General features: G+C 58.3%; 16 protein-coding genes. 3 read left to right on the top strand and 13 right to left on the bottom strand.

The genetic code is table 11. The features are described from left to right. Positions 1-305 precede the first annotated feature (305 nt). Positions 306-830, top strand: coding sequence for a GcrA family cell cycle regulator (locus RAL88_RS14500; protein WP_306264493.1), 525 nt, complete (start codon positions 306-308; stop codon positions 828-830). On the opposite strand, the gene addA is transcribed toward RAL88_RS14500, so the two are convergent. From addA to RAL88_RS14445, 11 genes are all read right to left on the bottom strand, one after another. Next, positions 831-4,358, bottom strand: coding sequence for a double-strand break repair helicase AddA (gene addA / locus RAL88_RS14495; protein WP_306264491.1), 3,528 nt, complete (start codon positions 4,356-4,358; stop codon positions 831-833). Further along, positions 4,355-7,576 (bottom strand): double-strand break repair protein AddB, encoded by a 3,222-nt coding sequence (gene addB, locus RAL88_RS14490; RefSeq protein ID WP_306264489.1) that lies wholly within the window; start codon positions 7,574-7,576, stop codon positions 4,355-4,357. The genes addA and addB overlap by 4 nt, the downstream gene beginning before the upstream one ends. An 8-nt stretch (positions 7,577-7,584) precedes the next feature. After that, positions 7,585-8,376, bottom strand: coding sequence for a nucleotidyltransferase family protein (locus RAL88_RS14485; protein ID WP_306264487.1), 792 nt, complete (start codon positions 8,374-8,376; stop codon positions 7,585-7,587). 63 nt (positions 8,377-8,439) lie between these two features. Next, positions 8,440-9,957 carry a tRNA (adenosine(37)-N6)-threonylcarbamoyltransferase complex ATPase subunit type 1 TsaE gene (gene tsaE, locus RAL88_RS14480; protein ID WP_306264485.1) on the bottom strand — a complete coding sequence of 506 codons (1,518 nt, stop codon included), beginning with the start codon at positions 9,955-9,957 and terminating at the stop codon, positions 8,440-8,442. Positions 9,958-9,968: 11 nt separating this feature from the next. Next, a complete protein-coding gene (locus tag RAL88_RS14475) occupies positions 9,969-12,431 on the bottom strand; it encodes a PAS-domain containing protein (protein ID WP_306264483.1) in 2,463 nt (820 codons plus the stop codon). Positions 12,432-12,826: 395 nt separating this feature from the next. Next, positions 12,827-14,218 carry an adenosylhomocysteinase gene (gene ahcY / locus RAL88_RS14470; protein ID WP_306264482.1) on the bottom strand — a complete coding sequence of 464 codons (1,392 nt, stop codon included), beginning with the start codon at positions 14,216-14,218 and terminating at the stop codon, positions 12,827-12,829. A gap of 129 nt (positions 14,219-14,347) precedes the next feature. Continuing rightward, positions 14,348-14,626, bottom strand: coding sequence for an HPr family phosphocarrier protein (locus tag RAL88_RS14465; RefSeq protein WP_306264481.1), 279 nt, complete (start codon positions 14,624-14,626; stop codon positions 14,348-14,350). Positions 14,627-14,652: 26 nt separating this feature from the next. Continuing rightward, the gene (locus tag RAL88_RS14460) at positions 14,653-15,072 is read right to left on the bottom strand and encodes a PTS sugar transporter subunit IIA (RefSeq protein ID WP_306264480.1); all 420 of its coding nucleotides are present in this window, start codon (positions 15,070-15,072) and stop codon (positions 14,653-14,655) included. A gap of 68 nt (positions 15,073-15,140) precedes the next feature. Next, positions 15,141-15,623 carry an HPr kinase/phosphorylase gene (locus RAL88_RS14455; RefSeq protein ID WP_306264478.1) on the bottom strand — a complete coding sequence of 161 codons (483 nt, stop codon included), beginning with the start codon at positions 15,621-15,623 and terminating at the stop codon, positions 15,141-15,143. 35 nt (positions 15,624-15,658) lie between these two features. After that, positions 15,659-17,488: a stimulus-sensing domain-containing protein gene (locus tag RAL88_RS14450; protein ID WP_371932184.1), complete on the bottom strand. Its 1,830-nt coding sequence runs from the start codon at positions 17,486-17,488 to the stop codon at positions 15,659-15,661. A 202-nt stretch (positions 17,489-17,690) separates the two neighbouring features. Next, positions 17,691-18,389, bottom strand: coding sequence for a response regulator transcription factor (locus RAL88_RS14445; RefSeq protein WP_306264474.1), 699 nt, complete (start codon positions 18,387-18,389; stop codon positions 17,691-17,693). 380 nt (positions 18,390-18,769) lie between these two features. Between RAL88_RS14445 and RAL88_RS14440 the strand changes: the two genes are divergently transcribed. Together RAL88_RS14440 and RAL88_RS14435 are read left to right on the top strand one after the other, a co-directional pair. Beyond that, complete coding sequence (locus tag RAL88_RS14440) at positions 18,770-20,386, top strand: phosphoenolpyruvate carboxykinase (protein WP_306264472.1); 1,617 nt, start codon at positions 18,770-18,772, stop codon at positions 20,384-20,386. A gap of 25 nt (positions 20,387-20,411) precedes the next feature. Continuing rightward, positions 20,412-21,959 (top strand): gamma-glutamyltransferase, encoded by a 1,548-nt coding sequence (locus RAL88_RS14435; protein WP_306264470.1) that lies wholly within the window; start codon positions 20,412-20,414, stop codon positions 21,957-21,959. 56 nt (positions 21,960-22,015) lie between these two features. Here the strand turns inward: RAL88_RS14435 and recR are convergent, their stop codons facing one another. Continuing rightward, positions 22,016-22,609, bottom strand: coding sequence for a recombination mediator RecR (gene recR / locus RAL88_RS14430; protein WP_306264469.1), 594 nt, complete (start codon positions 22,607-22,609; stop codon positions 22,016-22,018). Between the two features lie 12 nt (positions 22,610-22,621). Next, a complete protein-coding gene (locus RAL88_RS14425; RefSeq protein ID WP_306264467.1) occupies positions 22,622-22,945 on the bottom strand; it encodes a YbaB/EbfC family nucleoid-associated protein in 324 nt (107 codons plus the stop codon). Position 22,946: the final 1 nt, after the last annotated feature.

The raw sequence follows: 22,946 nt of genomic DNA, 5'->3' as shown, positions 1-22,946 counted from the left end.
AAGACCCTTTATCAGGGGCGATGTAATGGTTTCAAAATACAGCGGTTTGATGGCCCGCTTCTGTGGCAAAAAAAACGGGGAAAACCAATTTTGTTGCGCTCCGACTCTTGTCACGGAGTCACCGCATATTGTAGTTTAGATTTAGTTAAGTACGACATCTCGTGTCGCGTTTTCCATAACCCCTATATGCGGTGTTTACGCGTTTAAAACATATCTGGTTTTGAACGGGGGATTTGGATTCCGAGCCTTTCGAGCATTGCAGCTCGAACCCGGCCATCGGCGTGCACAAAAATTGGGAGACAAGAATGTCCTGGACCGATGAACGCGTTGCCCTGTTGAGCAAATTATGGGCTGACGGCCTGAGCGCCAGTCAGATTGCTACTCAACTGGGTGGTGTGACACGCAATGCTGTGATTGGAAAAGTTCACCGGCTTGGCCTGTCAGGGCGCGCGAAATCTCCCGGCACGTCCGCCCGGCCCCGCAAGCCAAGAGCAAATGCAGCGGCCAAATCGGCCAGTCATGCGGACGCTACCTCCTCAGCACCGCGGCGGCCCCAGACCATGGGTGCAACGGCTCTCAAATTTGAGGCGGAGATTGAAGCGCAAGCCGCCATCGCCCCGCAACCCAAAGACGATGTGGTGGTTCCGATTTCGAAACGCGCCAGTATCCTGACCATTAACGAGCAGACCTGCAAATGGCCGATCGGCGATCCGGGTGGGAATGATTTTCACTTCTGCGGCCATGATTCAAAGGAAGGTGCGCCCTATTGCACCTATCATTGCAAGGTTGCCTATCAACCAGCCAGCGACCGCCGCCGCCGGGCGTCCTGATCAACCTATTGTTTTTATTTCCGACTTGTCCAGAATGACCGCTTCAGTCGCGTCCAGCAGTTTCGGCTGCAGCATGTCCAGCCGGGCGGTCGTCACCCACAGGATTGCGGCCTCAATGCGCATATCGGGGAAGCTGCGCCGCAACAGGGCGCGGTAGGCCGCCAACTGGTTGATATAGGCCGCCGGCATATCTGCGACGCTCCGGGGAACCCGGGCATTGGTCTTGAAATCAACGATCAGCATTCCATCATCGGTGCGGCACAGACGATCAATCTTTCCGCTGACCGAATAGCGTCCCTGTGCCGACAGGAGTTGACCGGCAACGGCGACTTCCGCCCGTGCGTCCGGTCCGAATATGAAGGAAAACCGGGGTGTGGCCAGAATGTTCAGGACGCAGTGCGCGATTTCATCCGCCATGCCAGCTGGCGAAGCAGACGGCAGAGCCTGGGCCAGATAGCTCAGTGCTGCAGCTTTTCGGGCATCAGCCGGCAATGCCGGCAGATGCTGCAACAGCGTATGAACCGCCTGTCCGCGCTGCAAGGCAAATGAACTGTCGCTGGATCCAAGGGCTCCGAAACGCTCTTCCCAGGATATCTCCTCTGCCCGCTCGCGCTCGGCGTCAAGCCGTGAGGGAGACAGCGCTCTGACCACCGCCGGTCCGGCCTGCGGCGCTGTGCTGATCCAGGCCGGCAAAGGCGCGGTGGCAGCGGGCATTGCGACACGATCCGGGCTTTGCAGTGCGGTTTGCTGCGCGCTGACGCGCCACAGCAGATGTTCCATCGCGCCATCCATCGGCTCGACTTCGGTCATGCCGGGTTTCAATGCCGTCTCCACCAGCCGGTACCAGTTATCCTGGGACATGGCCTGTTTGCCTTGCTTGCCGCAAATGATCAGACGGTCCCCGGCACGGGTCATGCCGACATAAAGCAAGCGCCGGTATTCCGCCATTGCATCCAGATCGCTTCTCTCCAGCAGAAGGCGCTGCAGATCGGTCCGGTCTTTGGTCGCTGCTGCGCCCCAGAACAAAACCGGCTCGCCCTCAGCGCCCTGCGGCCAGTGAACGAAGATTTTCGGCCGGTGAATGTTCGCGCGCGGCTGACTGCCATCATCAACCAGATAGACTATCGGCGCTTCCAGGCCTTTGGCGCCGTGAACCGTCATCACCCGCACCTCGTCGCGGGCCGCGTCCATCTGGCGTTTGATGTCGCCGCTCTTATGGCCAATCCAGTGGATAAAGCCCTGCAGGCCGGCCCCTTCACGACCGGCGGCCACAGTGGTTTCATAGCTCAGTGCCTGGGCGAGAAACTCATCGATCAAATCCTCAGCCTCGCCGCCGAGCCGCGTCAGCAGCTTCCTGCGACCGCCATCGACGGCGAGAATGCGGGCAAAAAAACGGTATGGCGTCTCGAAATCCACCCTGCTCAACCATTGCAATATCTGTTCATGGGCAGCTTGGCAGCAGGGCATTGCCGACTGGCGAAGCGCCTCCAGCACGGTGCCGGATCGGCCAGCCGCAAGGGCAATCAGATCATCATCAGTGAAGTCGAAGAACGGACTTTTCAACAGTGTGGCGACAGTCAGATCGTCCTGCGGCAGCAGCATCGCATTGCCCAAACACAGAAGGTCTTTGACGGCAATATGGTCGGTCAGGGCAAGCCGGTCCATACCAGCCGCCGGCAGGCCCGCGTTCTTCAAGGCCTTATTGATGAGACCCATGATCTGACTGCGCTTCTTCAGAAGGATCAGAAAATCACCGGGCCGCAGCCCGTCATTGCGCACAGAAGCCGCAATATCGGCTGCAATCCGGCCAGCCAACTGATCCAGCGCGCCGGGGGGCCGGTCCACCGGCAGTCGCCAGTCTTCGGTGATCTCCTGCGTGGTTTCGCCGATAAGTGGCCACAAGCGGACCTCACCTGCCGCAGTGCTCCGATAGGCCTGATGTGCGTCCACCCCCATGCGGCTGACGCTGGCTGCCATCTCGGCCGGTGCAAAAACTTTGTCGACTGCAGTGAGAACATCATTGGTGGAGCGGAATGACAGATTCAAGGTGATGTTCTGCCACGGCAATTGGGCATCCCTTGCCTGCCGCTCAAAGCGTCGTCGCTGGGTATCGAAAGCATCCGGGGCGGCACCCTGAAACGAATAGATCGACTGTTTTTCATCTCCCACGGCAAACAGTGTTCGCGGACCATCGCCGGCAGATCGAATAGCGCTTCCCGGGTCCTGAAAGAACGCATCGCTGAGAGCTTCAACAACCCGCCATTGCGCCGGACTTGTGTCCTGGGCCTCGTCCACCAGAATATGCGAAAGACCGCGATCCAGCTTGTACTGCACCCACATGGCAGCGTCCGAGCGCGACAAAAGCCGCTCGGTCTTGGTGATCAGATCGTTATAATCGAGCAGGCCGCGCCGGTTCTTGAGATGAAGATAAACCTCGATAATGGCCCCGGCGAGAGAGAACAGCGCGGCAGTATCCGCGCAGGTTTTCAAGGCGTTGAGCCGGTTGCGAACCTCAGTGAGACCAACCTGCAAAACCGCTATCACATCTTCATAAATGTCAGGATATTCCAGCTGCACGCTCTGGGTGACAAAGCGGCCTTCGCCGCGCGGTTCATGGGCTTTGGTGCAAAAGACCGCCAGCCAGGCTTCGATTTCAGCTTCCGCGCCATCTGCCTGCAAAGCCGCTACGGCGCGTGTGGCGACATCGATATCCGATTTTTTGGCGCTGCCTTGCGCGGCCTGCAACAGATCGTTCATCTGATCCCGGCTGAAGCCACCGACAACGCCTTGTCGCAACTCGCCGGCCAGACTTTGAAGCGTGTCTTGCGCCGACAATCCCAGATTTTCTCGCAAACGCTGCTGGTGATCTGCAACACCGTTGCTGCGGCTGGCAATATAGCGAATGAACAGATCGCGCTTGCGCAGCAATTCATTGATTGCCCCGTCTATGGTTTCATCATCGCTGGCATCAATCAGGCATATCAGAGCCTCTGCCAGAGGACTTCCGGGTTCATCGATAGCGCGCTGCAGCACCGTGTTTTTGGCGCTGCCCAGCAATTCGCTCTGCATCTCGTCATCGGCCACTTCGAAATGACCCGGCACATTGGCTTCAAGAGGGAATTGCTGCAATAAACGCTCGCAGAATGCATGAATGGTCTGGACTTTCAGGCCACCCGGCGTTTCCAGGGCGCGGGCAAATAACTGCCGGGCAGAATTGAGGGTGCGGGGGCGGATGCGCTGTTCACCGAGATCCTCCAGAACCTGTTTCAGATCCGCATCATCAAGCACCGTCCAGCGCGCCAGTTCAGCAAAGACGCGATTGGCCATCTCGCTGGCAGCAGCCTTGGTAAAGGTCAGGCACAATATGCAGGCAGGATCATTGCCAGCCAGAAGCAGGCGAATAACGCGCCGCGACAGGACATAGGTCTTGCCCGATCCTGCATTGGCACTGACCCAGGCAGACAGACCGGGGTCCGAAGCCAGGCGCTGGCGCTGGCGGGTATCTTCCGGGATCGGCAGAGAACTCATTCCTCAGCCTCCTCGCCCTGGCCCATTGCGCGCCATTCGGCGACCCTTGCAAGGTGGTCATAGGCACCTTCATAACGCATGGTCTGAGGCTGAGCCTGAGACAGATAACCGGTCTCCGCGTCGGCAAAATGGGCGATCAGCTCTCGCAGCCTCGCCAGAGTGCCCGCCGCCAGATCCGTCACCTCGCTCTCTCCGTCACTGACCGGAGTATAGGCACCGGGAATGCGATTGCCGGACAGCCGGACATAGGCCAGTGTCTGTGACGGCACGGCCGGGATACCGGCGAACCCTCCGGCCGCGACGATAGCAGCTTCCAGCGGAAGCTGCGGCGCCAGATAGGTCTCGACCTGGGACTTTGTCGGCACCTGCCCGGTCTTGTAATCGATGATTTCGACGAGACCGTTGTTGAGAAGGTCAATCCGGTCAGCGCGGCCCGTCAGCAGAAACTCCGGCACGCCGAGTTCCAGCGAGCCGCTGAGTTCGGTGAGGCGCTGCCTGACCGCGCCGGAGCGCTGTGCTTCAAAGCCGAGAAACCAGTCGGAAATGCGCTGGAACCGGGTGTGCCAGCGGGCATAAAGCTCGGGATAGGCCCTGATTGACTGGAAATGTGTCTGCGCGATCTGTTTCAGTTCTGCCGCGGCCGCAGGCGTGTCGAAATCCGTCTGCCGGGCTTCGAGGAATTCTTGCAGAATATCGTGCAGCAAACTGCCGCGGCTGGCGAAATCCGGGGCTTCACCAATGTGGTCAAACGGCAGCAGCTTCAGCACATGGCGGGCGTAAATTGCATATGGGTCACGGATCAGGGTTTCAATTTCGGTGACCGAGAGTCTTTTCGGGCGCAAGTCCGGAGCCGGTTTTGGCGAGGGGCGCGGCACCGGTATTCCGGTGGCATCGGCTGGTGCATCAAGCCTGCGGGCGAGAGCGAGCAGCCGATGGCCGCGTAAGGCAAGTGCATCATGGCCGGTTTCGCCTATCATGGCCGCCAGACGCTGCAGCCAGCGCGAAGCCTGTGTCGGCGCGCCGTCCTGCAGCAGCGAGCGCGTCAGCACCACATTCGGTTTTGACGCCAGTTGAACGAAATCATGGGCTGACAGGCCGATGGCCTGTTCCGGCGGGTTGAGCCCCAGTTGCATACGCATCTGGCGCGACAGCCAGGGGTCAGTTTTGCCGTCTGCCGGCCAGGTGTTTTCATTGAGGCCGCCCAGAACCAGATGATCAGCATGCAGCAAGCGGGCTTCAAGTGTGCCCAAAATCTGGACTCTGCTGTCTGTCTCCTGCACGGCGTGCTGCCGGCGGACCGGGCGGGCACCGAGGAGCGCCTGAAGCAGATCGGGATAGTCCGAAGCGCGGATATCGAGTTGGCGGGCATCAGGCCCCAGATCGCGCAGTTCGGTCATCGCTGCAATCAGCGCCGTACCGTCTTCGGAATTAGCGAATAAAGCTGCAGTATCTTCGCCGGCCAGCACATTTTGCAGCGCGTGCAGATGAGCGTTGACCAGTTCGCCCAGTGGATAGTGCGCCTGAGGGTCGGCAAACCAGGTTTCAAATCCGTGCAGCGCGTTTTGTGTGACTTCGGCAATCCGTGTTGCCTCGTCCCATTCATCGGTGTTCATACTTTTCTGCGAGGCATTCAGACGAAGCTTCGGATCGGCACGCATCCGCTGGCGAATGGTGGCAATTGCTACCGACAGGTTTTCGCTGCCTGCGGCAAGCGCCGGTCCGCGCAAAACCGCGCGCTCCAGAGCGCGAACTCCCTCACGTATGGTGACACGTGGCAGGCCGAGACCACAGAGGGGATGTTTCAGCATGGCAAGGATTGTTATCGCTGTGCCGCCGGATGCTGCCTCGATCACCAGCCGTGCCAGAGTTCCGGCGGGTGTTGCAAATAGCGGCTGGCCGGCGGAATCGTCCGCACTGATGCCAAAGCGCTCCAGTTCCACCGAAACGCGGCGCGCCAGCGACCGGTCCGGAGTGACCAGAGCCGCCGTTTTCAAATTGTCTGTCTCCAGCGCTTCGCGGATTGAAAGGGCTATTGAAACTGCTTCCTCCTGCGAATTGCGGGCGTTTATCAGGGTTACATTGGCAAATGCTTCCCGCCGCTCCTGCGGTGAAAAGCCGCTGACAATTCGAGGCCACTGGTCAGTCACCGCTGCCGGGCGCAACGCCTCGTTGATCAGCCGGAACGTGGTGTCATATCCGGCTCCGGCTTTCGGCTGGATTTCCCGAATGTCGGCGCGGGTAACGCCCAGTTGGCGCATGGTCTGCTTGAGAGCAGCCTGCGGATGGCCAAGGGCGGCCGGGTCAACCGTCTCGCCCTCCCCGGTCTGCATTGCGATTGCCGCCCAGGCGTTGTCTTCCAGCGCCAGATCAACACCTGGCAGCACGACGCAGCCATTCGGCAAGCCCGCAATCGCCTTCAGCAATCTGGCGGTTGCAGGAACAGAACCGGTGGAGCCGGCCGCGATCGTCGGCCCGGTAGTGGCAGCATGTTCGATCAGAGCCTTCGCCTTCATGTCGATCAAACGGTTGCGGCGCGCCATGGCATCAATCCGGCCAAGACCGGCAAGATGCTGTGGCCATGCCCTGGTGACGATCTCCAGGAAAGACAGGCTGAGCTGCCAGTAGCGGGCAAAATCATCCGGCACAAGAGTCTTCAGGGTAGTCCAGTCAATCTTCTGATTTTCAGCTTCGTCGAGCAGCCCGGCGAGATCCGAAGCCAGTCGGGCGGCATCTGCCGGGTTGGCGGGGATGATAACCGCCTCATAAGGCTCCATATTCGCCACCTGTTTGACCAGCGCCCGGCTCCACGACCAGACCATTTCGGTCAGGGCGACATGGCGCTCCAGCTCCGCCATGGAAGGCGGCAGATCCGACAGGGTGGTCAACGGATCGATCGCGCTTTCCTGGAGGATCAGATCCGCCTCATCGGTATCACCTATGGCACGGATCTGAGGCAGCAACGCTGCCGCTTCCCCCCGGCTGCGCCGGGCAATTGCGGAGACGATCACATCTTCTGCGGCGCGCACTGCGCGGCGCGTCGGCAGGAATAAAGTCAGATCGGCAAGATAGAATGGATTGTCCGCAAGTGTCTGCGCATTGAGCACAAAGCCGGGCAGCAGATCGCCATCAAACAGTGCTTCGATCAGCGTATCGAGAAAAGCATGTTGCGGGGCAATGGTGGCAACACGCGAAAAGGAGCGGGCCGACTGTCTGTCCACGGCGTCAATCACGCGGCACTTTCGCCGATTGCAAATTCCGCATCGCGTACCGCCTCCGGCGTTCCGACATGCAGCCACGTGCCGTCCATGCGCACTCCATGCAACCGGCCCTGTTCGATCAGTTGATCAAACAGCAAATTCAGCGAGAACGCGCCCTGCGGCGCATTGTCAAAGACGCGCGGATGAATAATCGCCGCCCCGGCATAGACATAGGGTGCGATGCGTTTTTCCGGGCGGCGCTTCAAAGCACCTTCCGGCCCGAACAGAAAATCGCCCGGACCCTCATAACCCACAGCGCCGACGGTCGGAGACAACAGCAACAGAATATCCATAATATCGCCGTTCCAGCTTTCGCTGAGCCAGGCAAGATTGGGCCGCGCCCCTTCAATCCAGAAACTGTCGCCATTGAGCAGATAGAACGGGTCGGTGCCCAGCAAGGGCAGCGCTTTCCTGATGCCGCCGCCAGTGTCGAGCAGCGCATCGGTTTCGTCCGAGATTGCAAGATCAAGCCCGCGATAACGCACGGCATGCTCGCGGATCTGGTCGGGAAGATAATGGGTGTTGAGAACCACCTGTGTCAGGCCCGCTGCCTTGAGCCGGTCAAGACCATAATCCACAATCGGCTTGCCGCAGACCTCGATCAGCGGTTTCGGTGTAACCGCAGTCAGCGGACGCATGCGTTTGCCCAGCCCCGCAGTCAGAACCATGGCCGTTTGAGGGCGTATACGGTCCATGCTGCCAGCCTGTCTTGCTTTGGTATGGGCCAGTGAAACGACGGTTCTCGCCTTTTTCTTGTTCATAGGTCTGTTGATCCAAATTTGCCGTTCAGTCTGCCACGATCAGTCAAGTGCTTCAATAATGCATCATTTGCCGGACGGAGTGCCAAGGCACAGCTCGTACCAGCGCCGCAATGCCACCAGCGCAGAATTGTCCAGCAATTGGCGCAAATAATTCTGATTGCGAGGCATATGAGCAAGATATGACAGTTTTGCGTCACGCATTGCCAGACGGGCAAAAATACCCAGTATTTTCATGGTACGCTGGGCAGCCAGAATAGTCAGGTGCCGATCCAGATCAGAGGGGATCAGCGCGGTGGTGCGCACGTTCTGATAGCGGGCCAGCATGTCCTGTCTGAAACCGGGGTCGATGTCAATTCGGGCATCATAGACCAAGGATGCCAGATCATAGAGCTGCGGTCCCCACAATGCGTCCTGAAAATCCAGCAGTCCGACAGTTTGCAGCGGGTTGGCGCGTTGCAGCCACATCAGATTGGGCGAATGGACATCGCGCAGGATGATGCCGGTTTCGGCTTCGGCAAGCTCCTCGAACAATCCGGACCACACCGCCATGAAGTCCTGATGATGCGCTGTGCTCAGGGAGCCCTGCTGATGCGGCACAAACCAGTCGGCAAACAGTGCCACTTCAGTGAGAAAAGCAGTTCGATCGAAAGCCGGTATCAGGTAAGGCTCCGAAACACCCTCGACCGACTGCGACAGATCCGCTGCCCGGTCATGCAGCGCGGCCAGAACATCGACCGCCGCCAAATAGCGCGCTCTGATCGGTTGGCCTTTGCTGTCAATTATTCCCTGCTTGCCAAAATCCTCAAGCAGCAGAAAACCGGATGTGTGGTCGGCCGCGAATATGGCCGGTGCGCTGAATCCCAGCTTCAACAGCGCTGTGTCAATCGCTGCGAATGGTGGCGTGTCAGCCGCCCTGTGCACCAGTTCGGCATAGGTTTTGCCATTTGCGATGATTTCGCCCGGCGGAGTTTCCGGTGCATTCATCAGAACGGCAGCCGCTTTTCCGGGCGCGAATATCCGCTCATAGGAACGGTGCGATGCATCGCCCTGAATATGGCTGCGGCGCGCCTCGACATAATTTGAGGTTTCAAGAAATTTACGGGCCGCAAACGTTCTGGCAAAGCGGTCTTTTTGCTCGGGTTGCAGCGAAAAGCGCAGATATCTCTGCTCGCCCTGCAGAATTTCAATCGACAGCAGCATGTGATGGTGCGGCAGGGTATCGGCTGCCCGAGAGGGCCATTCCACCAGCGTCAGTGCGAGTTCCTGAGCGTCGAAAAAGCCGATTTCGTCAAGATCTTCGGGATCGGCAAGCCGGTACAGATCAAAATGCCTGACCGGAATGGTCAGATCGTAGGGCTGCAGCAGTGAAAAAGTCGGGCTGGGAACCTCAAGATCATCATCCCCGGCCAGGCTGCGGATCAGCGCCCGGCAGAACGCGGTCTTGCCGGCTCCAAGATCGCCTTCCAGGGCGATCATGTCGCCGGGTAGAATGGCAGCTGCGATATCCTGGGCAAAGCGGACCATCGCCGCTTCGTCGGAGAGATGTGCAGCAAACAGCTGGATGGGTTTTGGGACCGCCATTCGACAGCCGCTTACTCGGCAGCCTGAGTGACTGGTTCCGGCACAACCGGAAACCGGCACGTCACAATGGTGCCCTTGCCTTCTTCAGATTCCAAATGGACCTTGCCGCGATGCAGTTCCATGAATTTTTCCACGATGGAAAGTCCAAGGCCGACATTGCGGCGTCCGTCGGAAGGCGCCGTGCTTTCGAAAGGCTCAAAAGCGGTCGACAGATATTTGCCGGGAATTCCGGGGCCATGATCGACTATTGTGAAGACGATCTCGTCATCTTCCCGGCGACAGCGAAGACGCACCTCGGTGCCAGGATCGGAAAACCGGATGGCATTGCTGAGCACATTGAACAGCACCTGGCGCACCCGTTTGGGATCACCAATGAAACTGTCGGCTTTTTTGTCCAAATCGGTTTTCAGTTGAATCTGCATGTCGTTGATGCGGTCCTGCGAAGCTTCGATAACAGCGGAAACCGTCTCCGCGACATTCACATCACCCAGTTCCAGTTCGACAATTCCGGCCTCCACTGTGGCCAGATCCAGAACATCATTGATAATTGCCATCAATGACGATGAAGATGTCAGAATATGATCGACATAGTCACCCTGCTTGTTGTTGAGCGATCCGATCTTGGGTTCTGCCAGCAATTGGGCAAAGCCGATAATATTGGTCAGAGGCGCGCGCAGGGCATAGGAGACATGTTTGATAAATGTGGATTTGATAGCATCTGCCGCTTCGAGCGCCTGGTTGCGGTCAATCAACGCCTGCTTCACCTGAGCGGAATCCGTGACATCGACAAAGGTGAGCATCGACAGGCCATCGGGTAGCGGAATCTGGGCATAATCGACAACCTTGTCAGGCGCACAGACGATCTGTCCGGCAGTGCCATTGCGCCGGTCTTCCACGCCGGTGATCTCATTGGCGATGATGCGCCAGTCTTCGGTGACGTTGTGCGCCCAGTCCTGCGATTGCAGAAAGGCGGCGTCAACGATTTCGCTGATGTGGCGCCCGGGTTCAACCGCCTCTTCGCTCAACTGCCAGATGGCTGAAAATGCCGGATTTGACAATTGCAACCGGCCATCGGACGCGAACACGGCGACACCTTCCGACAAATGATCGAGGGTCTCGCCCTGCACCTGCGATACACGCTTGAGCCTGCTGCGCAAATCCAGCTCTTCGGTGACATTTTCAAATATCTGGGTGATGCCGCCCTGGGGATGCGGCGTTGTCATGACCCGCAGTGAGCGACCGTCCGGCAGATGCCACCAGTCATGGACCGGCTCCATGGATTTATAATGTTCCAGAAATGATTTGCGCCAGGACCCAAAGTCGGATTGCTCCTGCAACAGACGCCGGCTGCGCAACTGATCGAGAATTTCGCTTTCCAGCGGCGATGCTTCGAGGAAGGTGGCTTCAAAATCCCACAGATTCTGATAGGCGCTGTTGAAAAACTGCAGCCGCTGATCCGTGCCGAACACGGCAACCGGAGTTGCCAACTGATTGAGCGTTCTGGCATGAAATTTCAGCACACGGCTGAGATTGGTTTCCGCTTCCACCACAGCCGTCACATCGCTGGCAATGCCTGCCGAGCCGCGATTGGCGCGCACATCCACCACTTCAAGAGCGCGGCGCTGTCCAGCCATGGTCGCGCTCATCCGTCCGCTGATAACGCTCTCGCTTTGCTGTGCCTTGATGATTTCCGCGCGTTCATCGCTGTCGAGCAATTCAAGATCCTGCGCGACCGCGGATTCAGGGTCAGGAGCATCCACCGCCTCTGCATAGGCGTGATTGACCCAGATCAGCCGGCCAACATCATCACGCATCCAGACCGGCATCGTTATAGCCTGCAGCAAACCACGCAGCACCGCCGTGTCCCGTGCCATCAGCTTGTGATGCGCTTTCAGTTCGGCCAGTTCCACGGAGTGATCACTCAGGGTGCGAAACCGCAACATCGGTTCATAACCCGCAATGCGTCCGACAATATCGATCATGCCACCGGTCAGCGTATGGGCAGCCAGGCTGAAAGCCTTGCCGTTCTGCATCAGATCGCTCACCGCTTCGCTCAGATCAGTGGCAGCTTCCGGTTCAAGCCAGTCGTCAAACTGCAGCAAACTGATGCTGTCAGTCGCCAGGGTTTCCTCCAGAACACTGTCACCAAGCGATAAGGCACCGAACATTTTCGAACCGATGATGGTGCCAACCGGCCCGCGCTGCAATGTTACGGTGAGTTGTTCATCGGCATGCAGCAGGCGCTCGGCACAATCGGCTTCGCGGCGCGCTTCGGCAAGGGCATTTTCGAGGTGTCGTTTTTCCTGCCTATGGCGATGCCGGCCTTTGATCACCTGCAGGCTGCTGATAGCGGCGGCGGCCAGGCCCGCGGCAGCGGTAACCAGCAGCAGAACCGTTTGCGGCCGCCCGCCAACCCACGCGTCAACTGCAGTCGCTTGCGCGAATACCGCAGTTGATGTGGCAAGAGCTAACATCGAACTCGCCAGAAAAATCGTGTTTCGCCCCCGCAATAAACGGTGACCGGGAATCCTGAATGATTTGCGGCTGTACGTTTCTACAGCCCGCACAAAGCGGTGCATAACTAATCCTCAAGAACCGAACTCAATGCGCCAGACCGACGCCGAATTTTCGGCGGCTTTGGCAATTCCAACGCTTCGCCTATCGCCGAGAGCGATCCGGTTGCTGAGGACTCAACGGAAGCGAGCGCTTCCGGCAGCGTTATCCGCCACAAGGATCCGCATCAACCACTGCGAATCACTCGAAATTACCTGCTTCGCGAATCGGGGGGAAGCGCTAGAGGACATAAAAAAGGGGGTAGTGAATCACTTTTTCCACAACCCCCTACATATAGTATATGGTTAACTTTGTATTAATACCTGTAGTGGTCAGGCTTGTAGGGACCATCTGCCGGAACATTGATATAGGCGGACTGTTCGTCTGTAAGCCGGGTCAATTTGACGCCAAGCTTGGCCAGATGCAGTGCAGCGACCTTCTCATCAAGGTGTTTGGGCAGCACATAGACTTCATTTTTGTACTGGTCGCCGCGGTTCCACAATTCCATCTGTGCCAGCACCTGATTGGTGAAGCTTGCCGACATCACAAAACTCGGATGGCCGGTGGCGCAGCCCAGATTTACCAGCCGCCCTTCAGCCAGCACGATGATGCGCTTGCCGTCCGGAAATTCAACCTCGTCAACCTGCGGCTTGACATTGTGCCACTTGAAATTTCTCAACGCGCCGATCTGAATCTCGCTGTCGAAATGACCGATATTGGAAACGATGGCGCGATCCTTCATGTTCCGCATATGATCAACGGTGATAACATCCTTGTTGCCAGTGGTGGTGACAAAGATATCGCCCTTTGAGGCAACGTCATCCAGAATATCGACTTCGAATCCTTCCATGGCGGCCTGAAGTGCGCAGATCGGATCAATCTCGGTGACAATGACACGGGCGCCGGACGAACGCAGCGATTCTGCGGAGCCTTTGCCAACATCGCCATAGCCGCAGACAACAGCCACTTTGCCGGCCATCATCACGTCGGTGGCGCGGCGCAAGCCATCAACCAGGCTCTCGCGGCAGCCATACAAATTATCGAATTTGGATTTGGTGACACTGTCATTGACGTTGATTGCCGGAAATGGCAACTCGCCGCGCTTCTGCATCTGGTAGAGGCGATGCACGCCGGTGGTGGTTTCCTCAGATACGCCCTGAAGATTGGCCCGAACCTTTGAGAACCAGCCGGGTGTTTCGGCAATGCGCTTGCGGATCACGGCGTAAAGCGCTTGTTCCTCTTCATTTTCCGGCTTGTCGAGAACCGAGATATCCTGCTCCGCCCTTGCACCAAGCAGGATCAGCAGGGTGGCATCACCGCCATCATCAAGAATGAGATTGGCGGTTTCGCCATCGCCCCAGTCGAAAATGCGGTCGGCATAATCCCAGTATTCTTCCAGGGTTTCTCCCTTGACCGCGAACACCGGTATACCGGCCTCGGCAATCGCGGCTGCGGCATGGTCCTGGGTGGAGAAAATATTGCAGGACGCCCAGCGCACATCCGCGCCCAGCGCAACCAGGGTTTCAATCAGAACAGCGGTCTGGATCGTCATATGCAAAGAGCCGGCAATGCGCGCGCCTTTCAGCGGCTGCTTGGCGCCGAATTCTTCGCGCAGAGCCATCAGGCCCGGCATCTCGGTTTCAGCAATTGCAATTTCCTTGCGGCCCCAATCCGCCAGCGAAAGGTCTTTGACAAGATAGTCAGCCATAAAACAGCCCTTGAAATGAAATGAATGTGGAAAATGCTGTTCTTGAACAGCCAATTTGCCGTTCTGCTATCACGCGGCATGACTGATGGCAACTTAAATATAAAGATTTCTTTATACCTTTATGAGACTCTAATCTTCGCCGAAACGGCCTCTGATCAGAGCTTCCAGAGCGTTCAGCACGACGGCTGAATCCGGGCCTGTCGCTGACAATTCGACAACGCTGCCGGGCGCGGCACCGAGCATCATCAGGCCCATGATGGACGTACCGCCAACGGTCTGGCCGCCTTTGGAGACCAGAACTTTGGCGTCGAATGCGGCTGCGCATTTTACAAATTTGGCGGATGCACGGGCGTGGAGGCCTTTTGCATTGAGAATTGTAACCGTCCGCGCCGCCCCATCAATGGTCATGTCTGCCGCCATTTCATCGGGGTGGTTCAGGACCGGGCCTTGGGAGACGCGGCTCCCAGCAGGGCACTGGCGACGTTGATATATTTCCGGCCCGCATCCTGCGCCTGAAGTGCGGCGTCCACGACACTGAGGTCCCGGCGCACACTGACCAGTTTCACCAGCATGGGCAGATTGACACCGGCAATCACCTCGATCTTACCGGGCTCCATCGCTGAAATTGCCAGATTTGAAGGCGTACCGCCGAACATGTCTGTCAGAACGATGACACCTGAGCCGCTCTCCACAGAGCCAATGGCCCCGACAATGTCATCGCGCCTGGTTTCCATATTGTCATCCGGACCGATGGATATTGTGGCCATCGCCTCCTGAACCCCGACAACATGTTCAAGAGCAGAGCGAAATTCTTCCGCAAGTTTGCCGTGGGTGACGAGCACCAATCCAATCATAGAACAATCCAGACTCAACACAGATGGTCGGTATCTTGGGCATTGGCGGTGCGATGGCAAGGCCCAAATTAACGTTTTCGACGGTTTTCCTGTGTGGCGAGCACAGGTTTTCGATTCAAGGTTGCAAATATTGCTGAAACGCCGTGACACGGCTGCTCTGGCAGTATCAGTTTTGCAAGCGCAATCCCGTGATGCTCCCAGACCAGCATATGCGGCTCCGGCATTCGTTCCATTTCGCCAACCGGTGTCAATTGCACAACAAGATCAAGTGGCGCGGAATCCAGAGTTTCGTGGGTTTCTATACCCATGCCAAAACGCTCGATCTTGCCGCGCAGGGCCAGCGGCGCGGACGCCACCAGAAGCCCCTGCCTGGCCTGCAGAACCACCCGGTCATCGGCCACCAGACTACCGGGCGCGGCAGCGTCGGCCATCAGCGCCAGTGCCAGTTGGGATTTGCCGCTGCCGGACCGCCCGATGATCAGCACACCGGCATTGCGCCAGACAACACAACTGCCGTGGATCGTGGGCACCACACCGGTCTGATCTGACATGGCGGGATCAGGCATCATAACGGGCCATGAAGATATCAACCTTTGGCCAGCGGCAATCGCAGAATAAAGCGCGCTCCCGCCGGCACCTCCTTGTCGGCACCGTACCAATTCTTTGCTTCGATGGTTCCGCGAAGGGCCTCGACAATCTGTTTACTGATCGAAAGCCCGAGCCCGGAATTCTGGCCGAAATCCTCGCGGTTGGGGCGGTCGGTGTAAAACCGTTCAAAAATCCGTGTTTCCACATCCGGACGAATGCCGGGGCCGTCATCCTCGATGGCGATGACAACCTCGTCTTCATCGCGGCGCGCGGTGATGCGCACACTGCCATTTGGACCGGTGAAAGAACAGGCATTGTCGAGGAGGTTGTTGATGACCTGTCCCAGACGGCCATCATTGCCCATCACAAACAGCTTGTCCTTCAGGCGCGGATCAATCTTCAGCGATATCTTCGCCGAATCCGCCGATGCAGTTTCCCGGGCCACATCCACTACCGTGGTGAGAAGCTGCCACAAATCTACCGGCTCAGAGGATTGGCGGGCAAGTTCAGCGTCCAGCCGGGACGCATCGGAAATATCGCTGATCAGCCGGTCAAGACGCCTGATATCATGCAAAATGACGCTGAGCAGCCGGTCGCGCTGTTCCTTGTTTTTGGCAAGCGGCAGGGTTTCCACCGCGCTGCGCAAAGATGTCAGCGGATTTTTCAATTCGTGGGAAACATCGGCGGCAAAGCTCTCAATCGCCGCCATCCGGGTAAACAGCGCATCCGTCATGTCGCGCAGCGCCTGGGAGAGGTGGCCGATTTCATCCCGTCGCTCGGTAAAATCCGGGATTTCACCACGGGTTTTGACGCCGCGCCGCACCCTGTCAGCAGCCGCCGCCAGACGGCGCATTGGCCCGGCGATGGTGCTGGCCAGCAGGATCGACAGCAAAATCGTGACCGTTGCGGCGACGAGGAAAACCCGCAAGATCGCAAGCCGCTCAGCCTGGACAATGGCATCGATATCGCCGCCCTGTGTCGATAACAGCAATGAGCCGAGAACGGCACGGAAGCGTTGGATCGGCACCGCAACCGCGACTGTCAATTCGCCCTGCTGGGTAACACGCACTTCACTGGCGGGCGTCCCGGACAAAGCCTTGACGACTTCCGGATAATCGCGCCCGTTGCCGCCATCAACTTCGGTGTAAAGCGGCAATTCACCCCGGCGCAGCCATAATTTCGCCTGTTGCCACATGTTTTCATACCAGGCTGGCGTGGTTTCCACTGGCGGCAGATCAAAGCGCAGAATCTGACCGGACGCATAGAGCGCCCGGCTGTCGAGAATGAGGGTTCCGTCCTGATCGTAAATCCGCGCCCGTGTCCGGGTCGGCGAAATCAACCGCCGCAGCACCGGTGCGACACGCTCCGGGTTGATGGGAAATTCCAGCGCATCTTCCTGATCTTCGAAAGTGGCGATGCTTTCTCCGCTGCGCAATTCAAGCAAGCGGTCCGGATCGATCGTGATGGTGTTGGTCTGGACGCTGGCGGAGGCGGCAATCGCGCCGGAAATAATTTCGCCCTGGGTCAGAAGACTTTCGATTCGCGCATCAATCAGACCAGCGCGAAACTGGTTGAGAAACAGAATGCCGGACAACAGTACCAGCAGGGCCGCCAGGTTGAGAAAGACGATCCGCCGGGTCAGAGATGAAAACACCTGAATGCTGATCGCCGACCATACGCGGCGCGGCGTCAGCCTCAGAATGCGCGCGCGACGGCTGGAACCCTGTCGGGCCTTGGCCGCATCGCTGTGTGCTGCTGTTGCCGTTGCGGCAACTTCATCATCATCTTCGCGGAAATCCTCCGCTTTTGTGGCGTCTGAAGCCGACATGATGGTTAGAGCACGTTTCATGACTATCGGATCATTTGACCGGGTTTGCGCGTCTGCCGACGCGGCACGCTCCACGCCGTGGTCTTCATGACCACAAGGGGAGTGTAACGACGTCCGGCGGGCGTGCAAGCCCGGTGCTTGGCCAAATGCCTAGCGTGGCCTTCGGTGGTTCGATAGTCATGAAACGGCTCTAACTGCAATCCTATCCTTCGCGAAAGCGGTAACCGACACCATACAGCGTTTCGATCATATCGAAATCGTCATCTGTCGCTTTGAACTTCTTGCGCAGACGTTTGATATGACTGTCAATGGTGCGGTCATCGACATAGACTTGGTCGTCATAGGCTGCATCCATCAGTGCATTGCGGCTCTTCACCACGCCGGGGCGCTGAGCTAACGCAAACAGAATGAGAAATTCGGTGACGGTCAGAACAACATTGCGGCTGTTCCAGGTGCAGGTGTGGCGTTCCTGATCCATCGACAGGGCACCGCGCTCAAGCGCCTTGGTATCCGGCTCCTTGACCACCGTGCCATCACGCGGTGCAACGCGCCGCATCACCGCTTTGACGCGCTCTACCAGCAGGCGCTGGGAAAACGGCTTGTGAATAAAGTCATCCGCACCCATTTTCAGGCCGAACAACTCGTCAATTTCATCATCTTTCGATGTCAGGAAAATCACCGGCATATCGCTGCTCTGGCGGAGCCGGCGGAGCAATTCCATGCCGTCCATGCGCGGCATTTTGATATCCAGAATGGCCATATCCGGCGGATTGTCCATCAGACCATCCAGCGCTGACGCGCCATCTGTGTAGGTCTGGACCCGGTAACCTTCTGATTCCAGCGCCATCGCGACAGAAGTCAGAATATTACGGTCATCATCAACAAGTGCAATTGTCGGCATAAGGTCTGCTCCAACGGCATTTCACGAAACATTTAGCGCTTTCGCCGCAAAATTGCGCGCAAATTATGGCTGCCATGATGATTGTCCGGCAAATAGGCAAGGGGATACCCCTGTATGACCGGCGCCGGTCACGCACTTTTGGCAACTTGCGGCTCCGCTCATCTCATTGAACCCCGCGCCATTGGGCCGGGTCAGCGAGCCATACGGACACTGTTCTGAGCACTTGCGGTCAGGCGGAATGTCTGGCGGAATGTCTGGCGGAATACTGCCTGGAGCAGGCTTTGCTTGCAGTCATTGGAACCGGGTCAAATGACTCGACTTTCAAAAAATGTGCTCTACGGTGCGGCGAAATTTTCCTGTGTCGCAAAGGCTCATTGCCCATGTTCATGCCGCCTGCACATCCCAGTTTTGGCAACGCAGATGCAGTCCTGTCGGCCTGCTGCAGCCAACGCAGCAATCTGATTGCGCCTGAACTTTATGAACACGCCCTGACACGGGGTGAAGGCGGGATGACTGCGGGCGGTGCGCTGGCGGTTGATACCGGAACGCATACCGGACGCTCGGCCAAAGACAAAGCCGTGGTGCGCGACACGACCACCGAAGACACAATCTGGTGGGACAATAACGGTGCCTTGTCGGAGGCCAATTTTGACCTTCTGCTGGACGACTTCCTTGCCCATGCCGGTGGCGGGGAATTATATTGCCAGGATCTGTATGGCGGCGCTGACCCGCACTTGCGCCTGCCAACCCGCGTGTTCACGGAATATGCCTGGCATTCACTGTTCATCCGCAACCTTCTGATTCGGCCGAAGCATGACGATCTTGCCGGCTTCAAGCCCGGTCTGCTGGTTATCGACCTGCCGTCTTTCAAAGCCGATCCGGCGCGCCACGGCACCCGCTCTGAAACCATTATCGCGTGTAATTTCGACCGCCGCATCGTGCTTGTCGGTGGCACTTCCTATGCCGGAGAAATGAAGAAATCTGTCTTCACATTCCTCAATTATCTGCTTCCCGAACAAGGCGTCATGCCGATGCATTGCTCTGCCAATGTCAATGATTCCGGGGAATCGGCGCTGTTTTTCGGCCTCTCGGGCACCGGAAAAACCACGCTTTCAGCCGACCCGGTGCGCACGCTTATCGGCGATGACGAGCATGGCTGGGGACCGGATGGAATCTTCAATTTTGAGGGCGGTTGCTACGCCAAGACGATAAAACTGTCGCGCGAAGCGGAACCGGAAATCTACGCCACAACTCAGCGCTTCGGCACCATTCTGGAAAATATGGTGATCGATCCGGTGACACGGCAGCCGGATTTCGACGATAGCTCCAAAACCGAGAATACGCGGTGTGCCTATCCGATCCATTTCATTTCAAATTCCAGCGCCACAGGACGCGCCGGGCAGCCCAAAAACATAATCATGCTGACCTGTGATGCGTTCGGTGTGCTGCCGCCAATCGCGCAATTGACACCGGCGCAGGCAATGTATCATTTCCTGTCCGGCTATACCGCAAAGGTGGCCGGGACGGAAAAGGGCGTGACGGAACCGTCAGCCACCTTTTCCACCTGCTTCGGCGCGCCATTCATGCCACGCCATCCTTCTGAATACGGCAATCTGCTGCGCCGGCTGATCGCCGAGCATGATGTCAATTGCTGGCTGGTCAATACGGGCTGGACCGGTGGCCCCTATGGCGAGGGCCGCCGCATGCCGATCAAGGCGACACGGATGCTGCTTGCCGCGGCGCTGGACGGTGCATTGGAGAATGCAAGTTTCTACACTGACCGTGCGTTCGGCTTTTCGGTGCCACGTGAGGTGCCCCGTGTCGAGCCGCATCTGCTGCATCCGCGCAAGACCTGGGCCAACCCTGCCGCCTATGATGCCCAGGCGGCGAAACTGGTGGGCATGTTTGAAAAAAACTTCGAGATTTTTCTGCCTCATGTGGATAGTGAGGTGCGCTCGGCCGCGCCGCGGGCCAGCGGCCCGTTCGCCAACAGATAATATTACACGCTGAGACCCAGAACAGATGTCATCCCTTCACAAGGCGCGAGACCTGCAGGCCGGAGCTGTCGCCGCCGGCCATCGCGTAACTGCCGATGCGGCAGCACGGATTCTCAATCAGGGCGGCAATGCGTTTCAGGCCGCCCTGGCCGCGCTGATTGCCGCCTGCCTGGCAGAACCTGTATTTGCCAGCCCGGGCGGCGGCGGCTTCATGACCGCACGGCACCGCAACGGCACCACCGACGTTCTGGATTTTTTTGCTGATCTGCCCGGCCTCAAGCAGAAAGATGCCGATATTGTCGAAATCGAGGCCGATTTCGGGAGCGTGCGGCAGAGTTTTCACATTGGCGCCGGCACCAGCGCAGTGCCGGGCATGGAAGCCGGATTGGCAGCACTCGCAGTACTCGGTGCCAAGGGTAACGGAATTACTCTGCAAACGCTGATCAGCACAGCCCTGGCCAGCGCCGAGGGCCTGACGATCAGCCCGCTGCAGGCACGTCTGTTTGAGATCGTCTCGCCAATATTGACAGCGTCAGCGGCGGCGAGGGCTCTGTTTGCCCCCAAAGGCGCGTTGCTGGCGAGCGGCGATCCATTTGACAACAAAGACCTGACAGCGCTGTTTCAGCAGATCGCCAGCCGCGGAGACGGATTGCTTGAGGGGATTTCCTGCCCGCAGGCAATGCTGGAACAACAGAGCGGACAGGGCGGCCATATCAGGGCGGCTGATTTTTCCGATTACGCAGAGCTGACGCGCAAGCCGGCGCAGTGGCAGAACACCACAGACCGGGTGTTCAGCAACGCATTGCCCGCCATGGGGGGCGTGCTGGCGCTGGCCATGCTGAGCGCGGGCGACAAAGACCGGTCTGATCTGTCGTCCGGTCTTGCCGGCAGAGCCGAGGCGATTGCTGCAGTGGATGACTTCTGGCGACGGGCGCGTAACGGCAGCGAAGTGGCAGAGGCGTTTCATGTCAGCGCCAGCGAGCCGGAGGAGAGCAGCGGCCACGACAGCTTCAACGGCACCACTCATATCAGCATTATCGACCGGCTTGGCAACGCGGTTGCCGTGACTGTCAGCAATGGCGAAGGCAACGGCGAAATTGTCCCTGGAACCGGATTCATGCTGAACAATATGCTCGGCGAAGAAGATGTGAACCCGGCCGGCGCGGCCGGCTGGCAGCCGCGTCCGCAAGGCAGGCGACGGTTGTCCTCGATGATGGCACCAACTATTGCAGAGGGTGCCGATGGCACACTTCTGGCTTTGGGGTCGGGCGGCTCGAACCGGATCCGCACTGCATTATATCAGGTGCTCGCCAACCGGCTGATGACCGGCATGAATATTCGCGAGGCGATCTACCGGCCCCGCATTCATGGGGAGCGCGGCAAACTCGATATCGAGGATTACGGCAATCAACCGGAAGCCAAAGCCCTGGAGGGAATTTTCCCGGCGACGGAGTTCTGGCAGGAGCAGAGCCTCTATTTCGGCGGTGTGCACGCCGTCGAACGCAACCGGCGCGGACGATTTGAAGGTGCCGGCGACCCGCGCCGCGAGGGCGTGTTTGTGGTGGTGGATTAGAGCGTTTCACACCCGCCAGCCGTCTCTCCCCGGGTTCTGTTCCGGGAAACGGCGGATCAGAATTTGGTGCGGCTGCGCATCGCGGCGCTAAGGGTGCCCTCGTCGAGATAATCCAGCTCGCCCCCAACCGGAACGCCATGGGCAAGCCGGGTGATGGAAATGTCGAGCCCTTCCAGCTGATCAGTGATGTAATGAGCGGTGGTGACACCATCGACCGTGGCGTTGACCGCCAGAATGATCTCGATGACCTGCGGCTCTCCGGCGCGTTCCACCAGGCGGGAAATGAACAGGTCCTCGGGGCCGATTCCGTCCAGCGGCGAGAGAGTTCCGCCAAGCACATGATAGCGCCCGCGTGTTGCCGCAGCGCGTTCCAGCGCCCACAGATCGGCAACATCCTCGACCACCACCAGCACCGTATCATCGCGGCGCGGATCGGTGCAGATAGTGCAGGGATTGCAGGTATCGACATTGCCGCAGGAGCTGCACAGCTGGACTTTTTCAACGGCCGCGGCCATCGCCTGTGCCAGCGGCATCAATAGTTCGTCTTTCTTCTTGATAAGATGCAGCGCAGCGCGGCGGGCCGAACGCGGGCCAAGGCCCGGCAGGCGTGCCAGCAACTGAATCAGACGTTCAATTTCAGTACCGATCATTGGACGGGCCGGCTAGAACGGCAGCTTCATGCCTTCAGGCAGGTTGAGTCCTCCAGTGACGTCCTTCATTTTCTCGGCAATGACGGATTCCGATCTGGATTTGGCATCATTATGCGCTGCCATGATCAGGTCTTCCAGCATCTCAGGCTCCTGCGGATCGATCAGTGAGGGATCAATCGAGATGGCCTTGATCTGGCCCTGCCCGGACAGTTTGACACGGACCAGTCCGGCCCCGGCTGTGCCTTCAATTTCCAGTTCGGCGATTTCGGCCTGCGCATCCTGCATCTTCTGCTGCAGTTCCTGCGCCTGTTTCATCATGCCCATGATGTTTTTCATG

This window comes from Pararhizobium sp. IMCC3301, assembly GCF_030758315.1.
Classification (GTDB): domain Bacteria; phylum Pseudomonadota; class Alphaproteobacteria; order Rhizobiales.
This window is presented reverse-complemented; position numbering and strand designations above follow the sequence as displayed.

Bases quoted from the DNA above. Each gene is read 5' to 3' on its own strand.
- RAL88_RS14500 (WP_306264493.1), top strand. From the start codon at position 306: ATGTCCTGGACCGATGAACGCGTTGCCCTGTTGAGCAAATTATGGGCT.
- addA (WP_306264491.1), bottom strand. From the start codon at position 4,358: ATGAGTTCTCTGCCGATCCCGGAAGATACCCGCCAGCGCCAGCGCCTG.
- RAL88_RS14485 (WP_306264487.1), bottom strand. From the start codon at position 8,376: ATGAACAAGAAAAAGGCGAGAACCGTCGTTTCACTGGCCCATACCAAA.
- tsaE (WP_306264485.1), bottom strand. From the start codon at position 9,957: ATGGCGGTCCCAAAACCCATCCAGCTGTTTGCTGCACATCTCTCCGAC.
- RAL88_RS14475 (WP_306264483.1), bottom strand. From the start codon at position 12,431: ATGTTAGCTCTTGCCACATCAACTGCGGTATTCGCGCAAGCGACTGCA.
- ahcY (WP_306264482.1), bottom strand. From the start codon at position 14,218: ATGGCTGACTATCTTGTCAAAGACCTTTCGCTGGCGGATTGGGGCCGC.
- RAL88_RS14465 (WP_306264481.1), bottom strand. From the start codon at position 14,626: ATGACCATTGATGGGGCGGCGCGGACGGTTACAATTCTCAATGCAAAA.
- RAL88_RS14460 (WP_306264480.1), bottom strand. From the start codon at position 15,072: ATGATTGGATTGGTGCTCGTCACCCACGGCAAACTTGCGGAAGAATTT.
- RAL88_RS14455 (WP_306264478.1), bottom strand. From the start codon at position 15,623: ATGTCAGATCAGACCGGTGTGGTGCCCACGATCCACGGCAGTTGTGTT.
- RAL88_RS14450 (WP_371932184.1), bottom strand. From the start codon at position 17,488: ATGTCGGCTTCAGACGCCACAAAAGCGGAGGATTTCCGCGAAGATGAT.
- RAL88_RS14445 (WP_306264474.1), bottom strand. From the start codon at position 18,389: ATGCCGACAATTGCACTTGTTGATGATGACCGTAATATTCTGACTTCT.
- RAL88_RS14440 (WP_306264472.1), top strand. From the start codon at position 18,770: ATGTTCATGCCGCCTGCACATCCCAGTTTTGGCAACGCAGATGCAGTC.
- RAL88_RS14435 (WP_306264470.1), top strand. From the start codon at position 20,412: ATGTCATCCCTTCACAAGGCGCGAGACCTGCAGGCCGGAGCTGTCGCC.
- recR (WP_306264469.1), bottom strand. From the start codon at position 22,609: ATGATCGGTACTGAAATTGAACGTCTGATTCAGTTGCTGGCACGCCTG.
- RAL88_RS14425 (WP_306264467.1), bottom strand. From the start codon at position 22,945: ATGAAAAACATCATGGGCATGATGAAACAGGCGCAGGAACTGCAGCAG.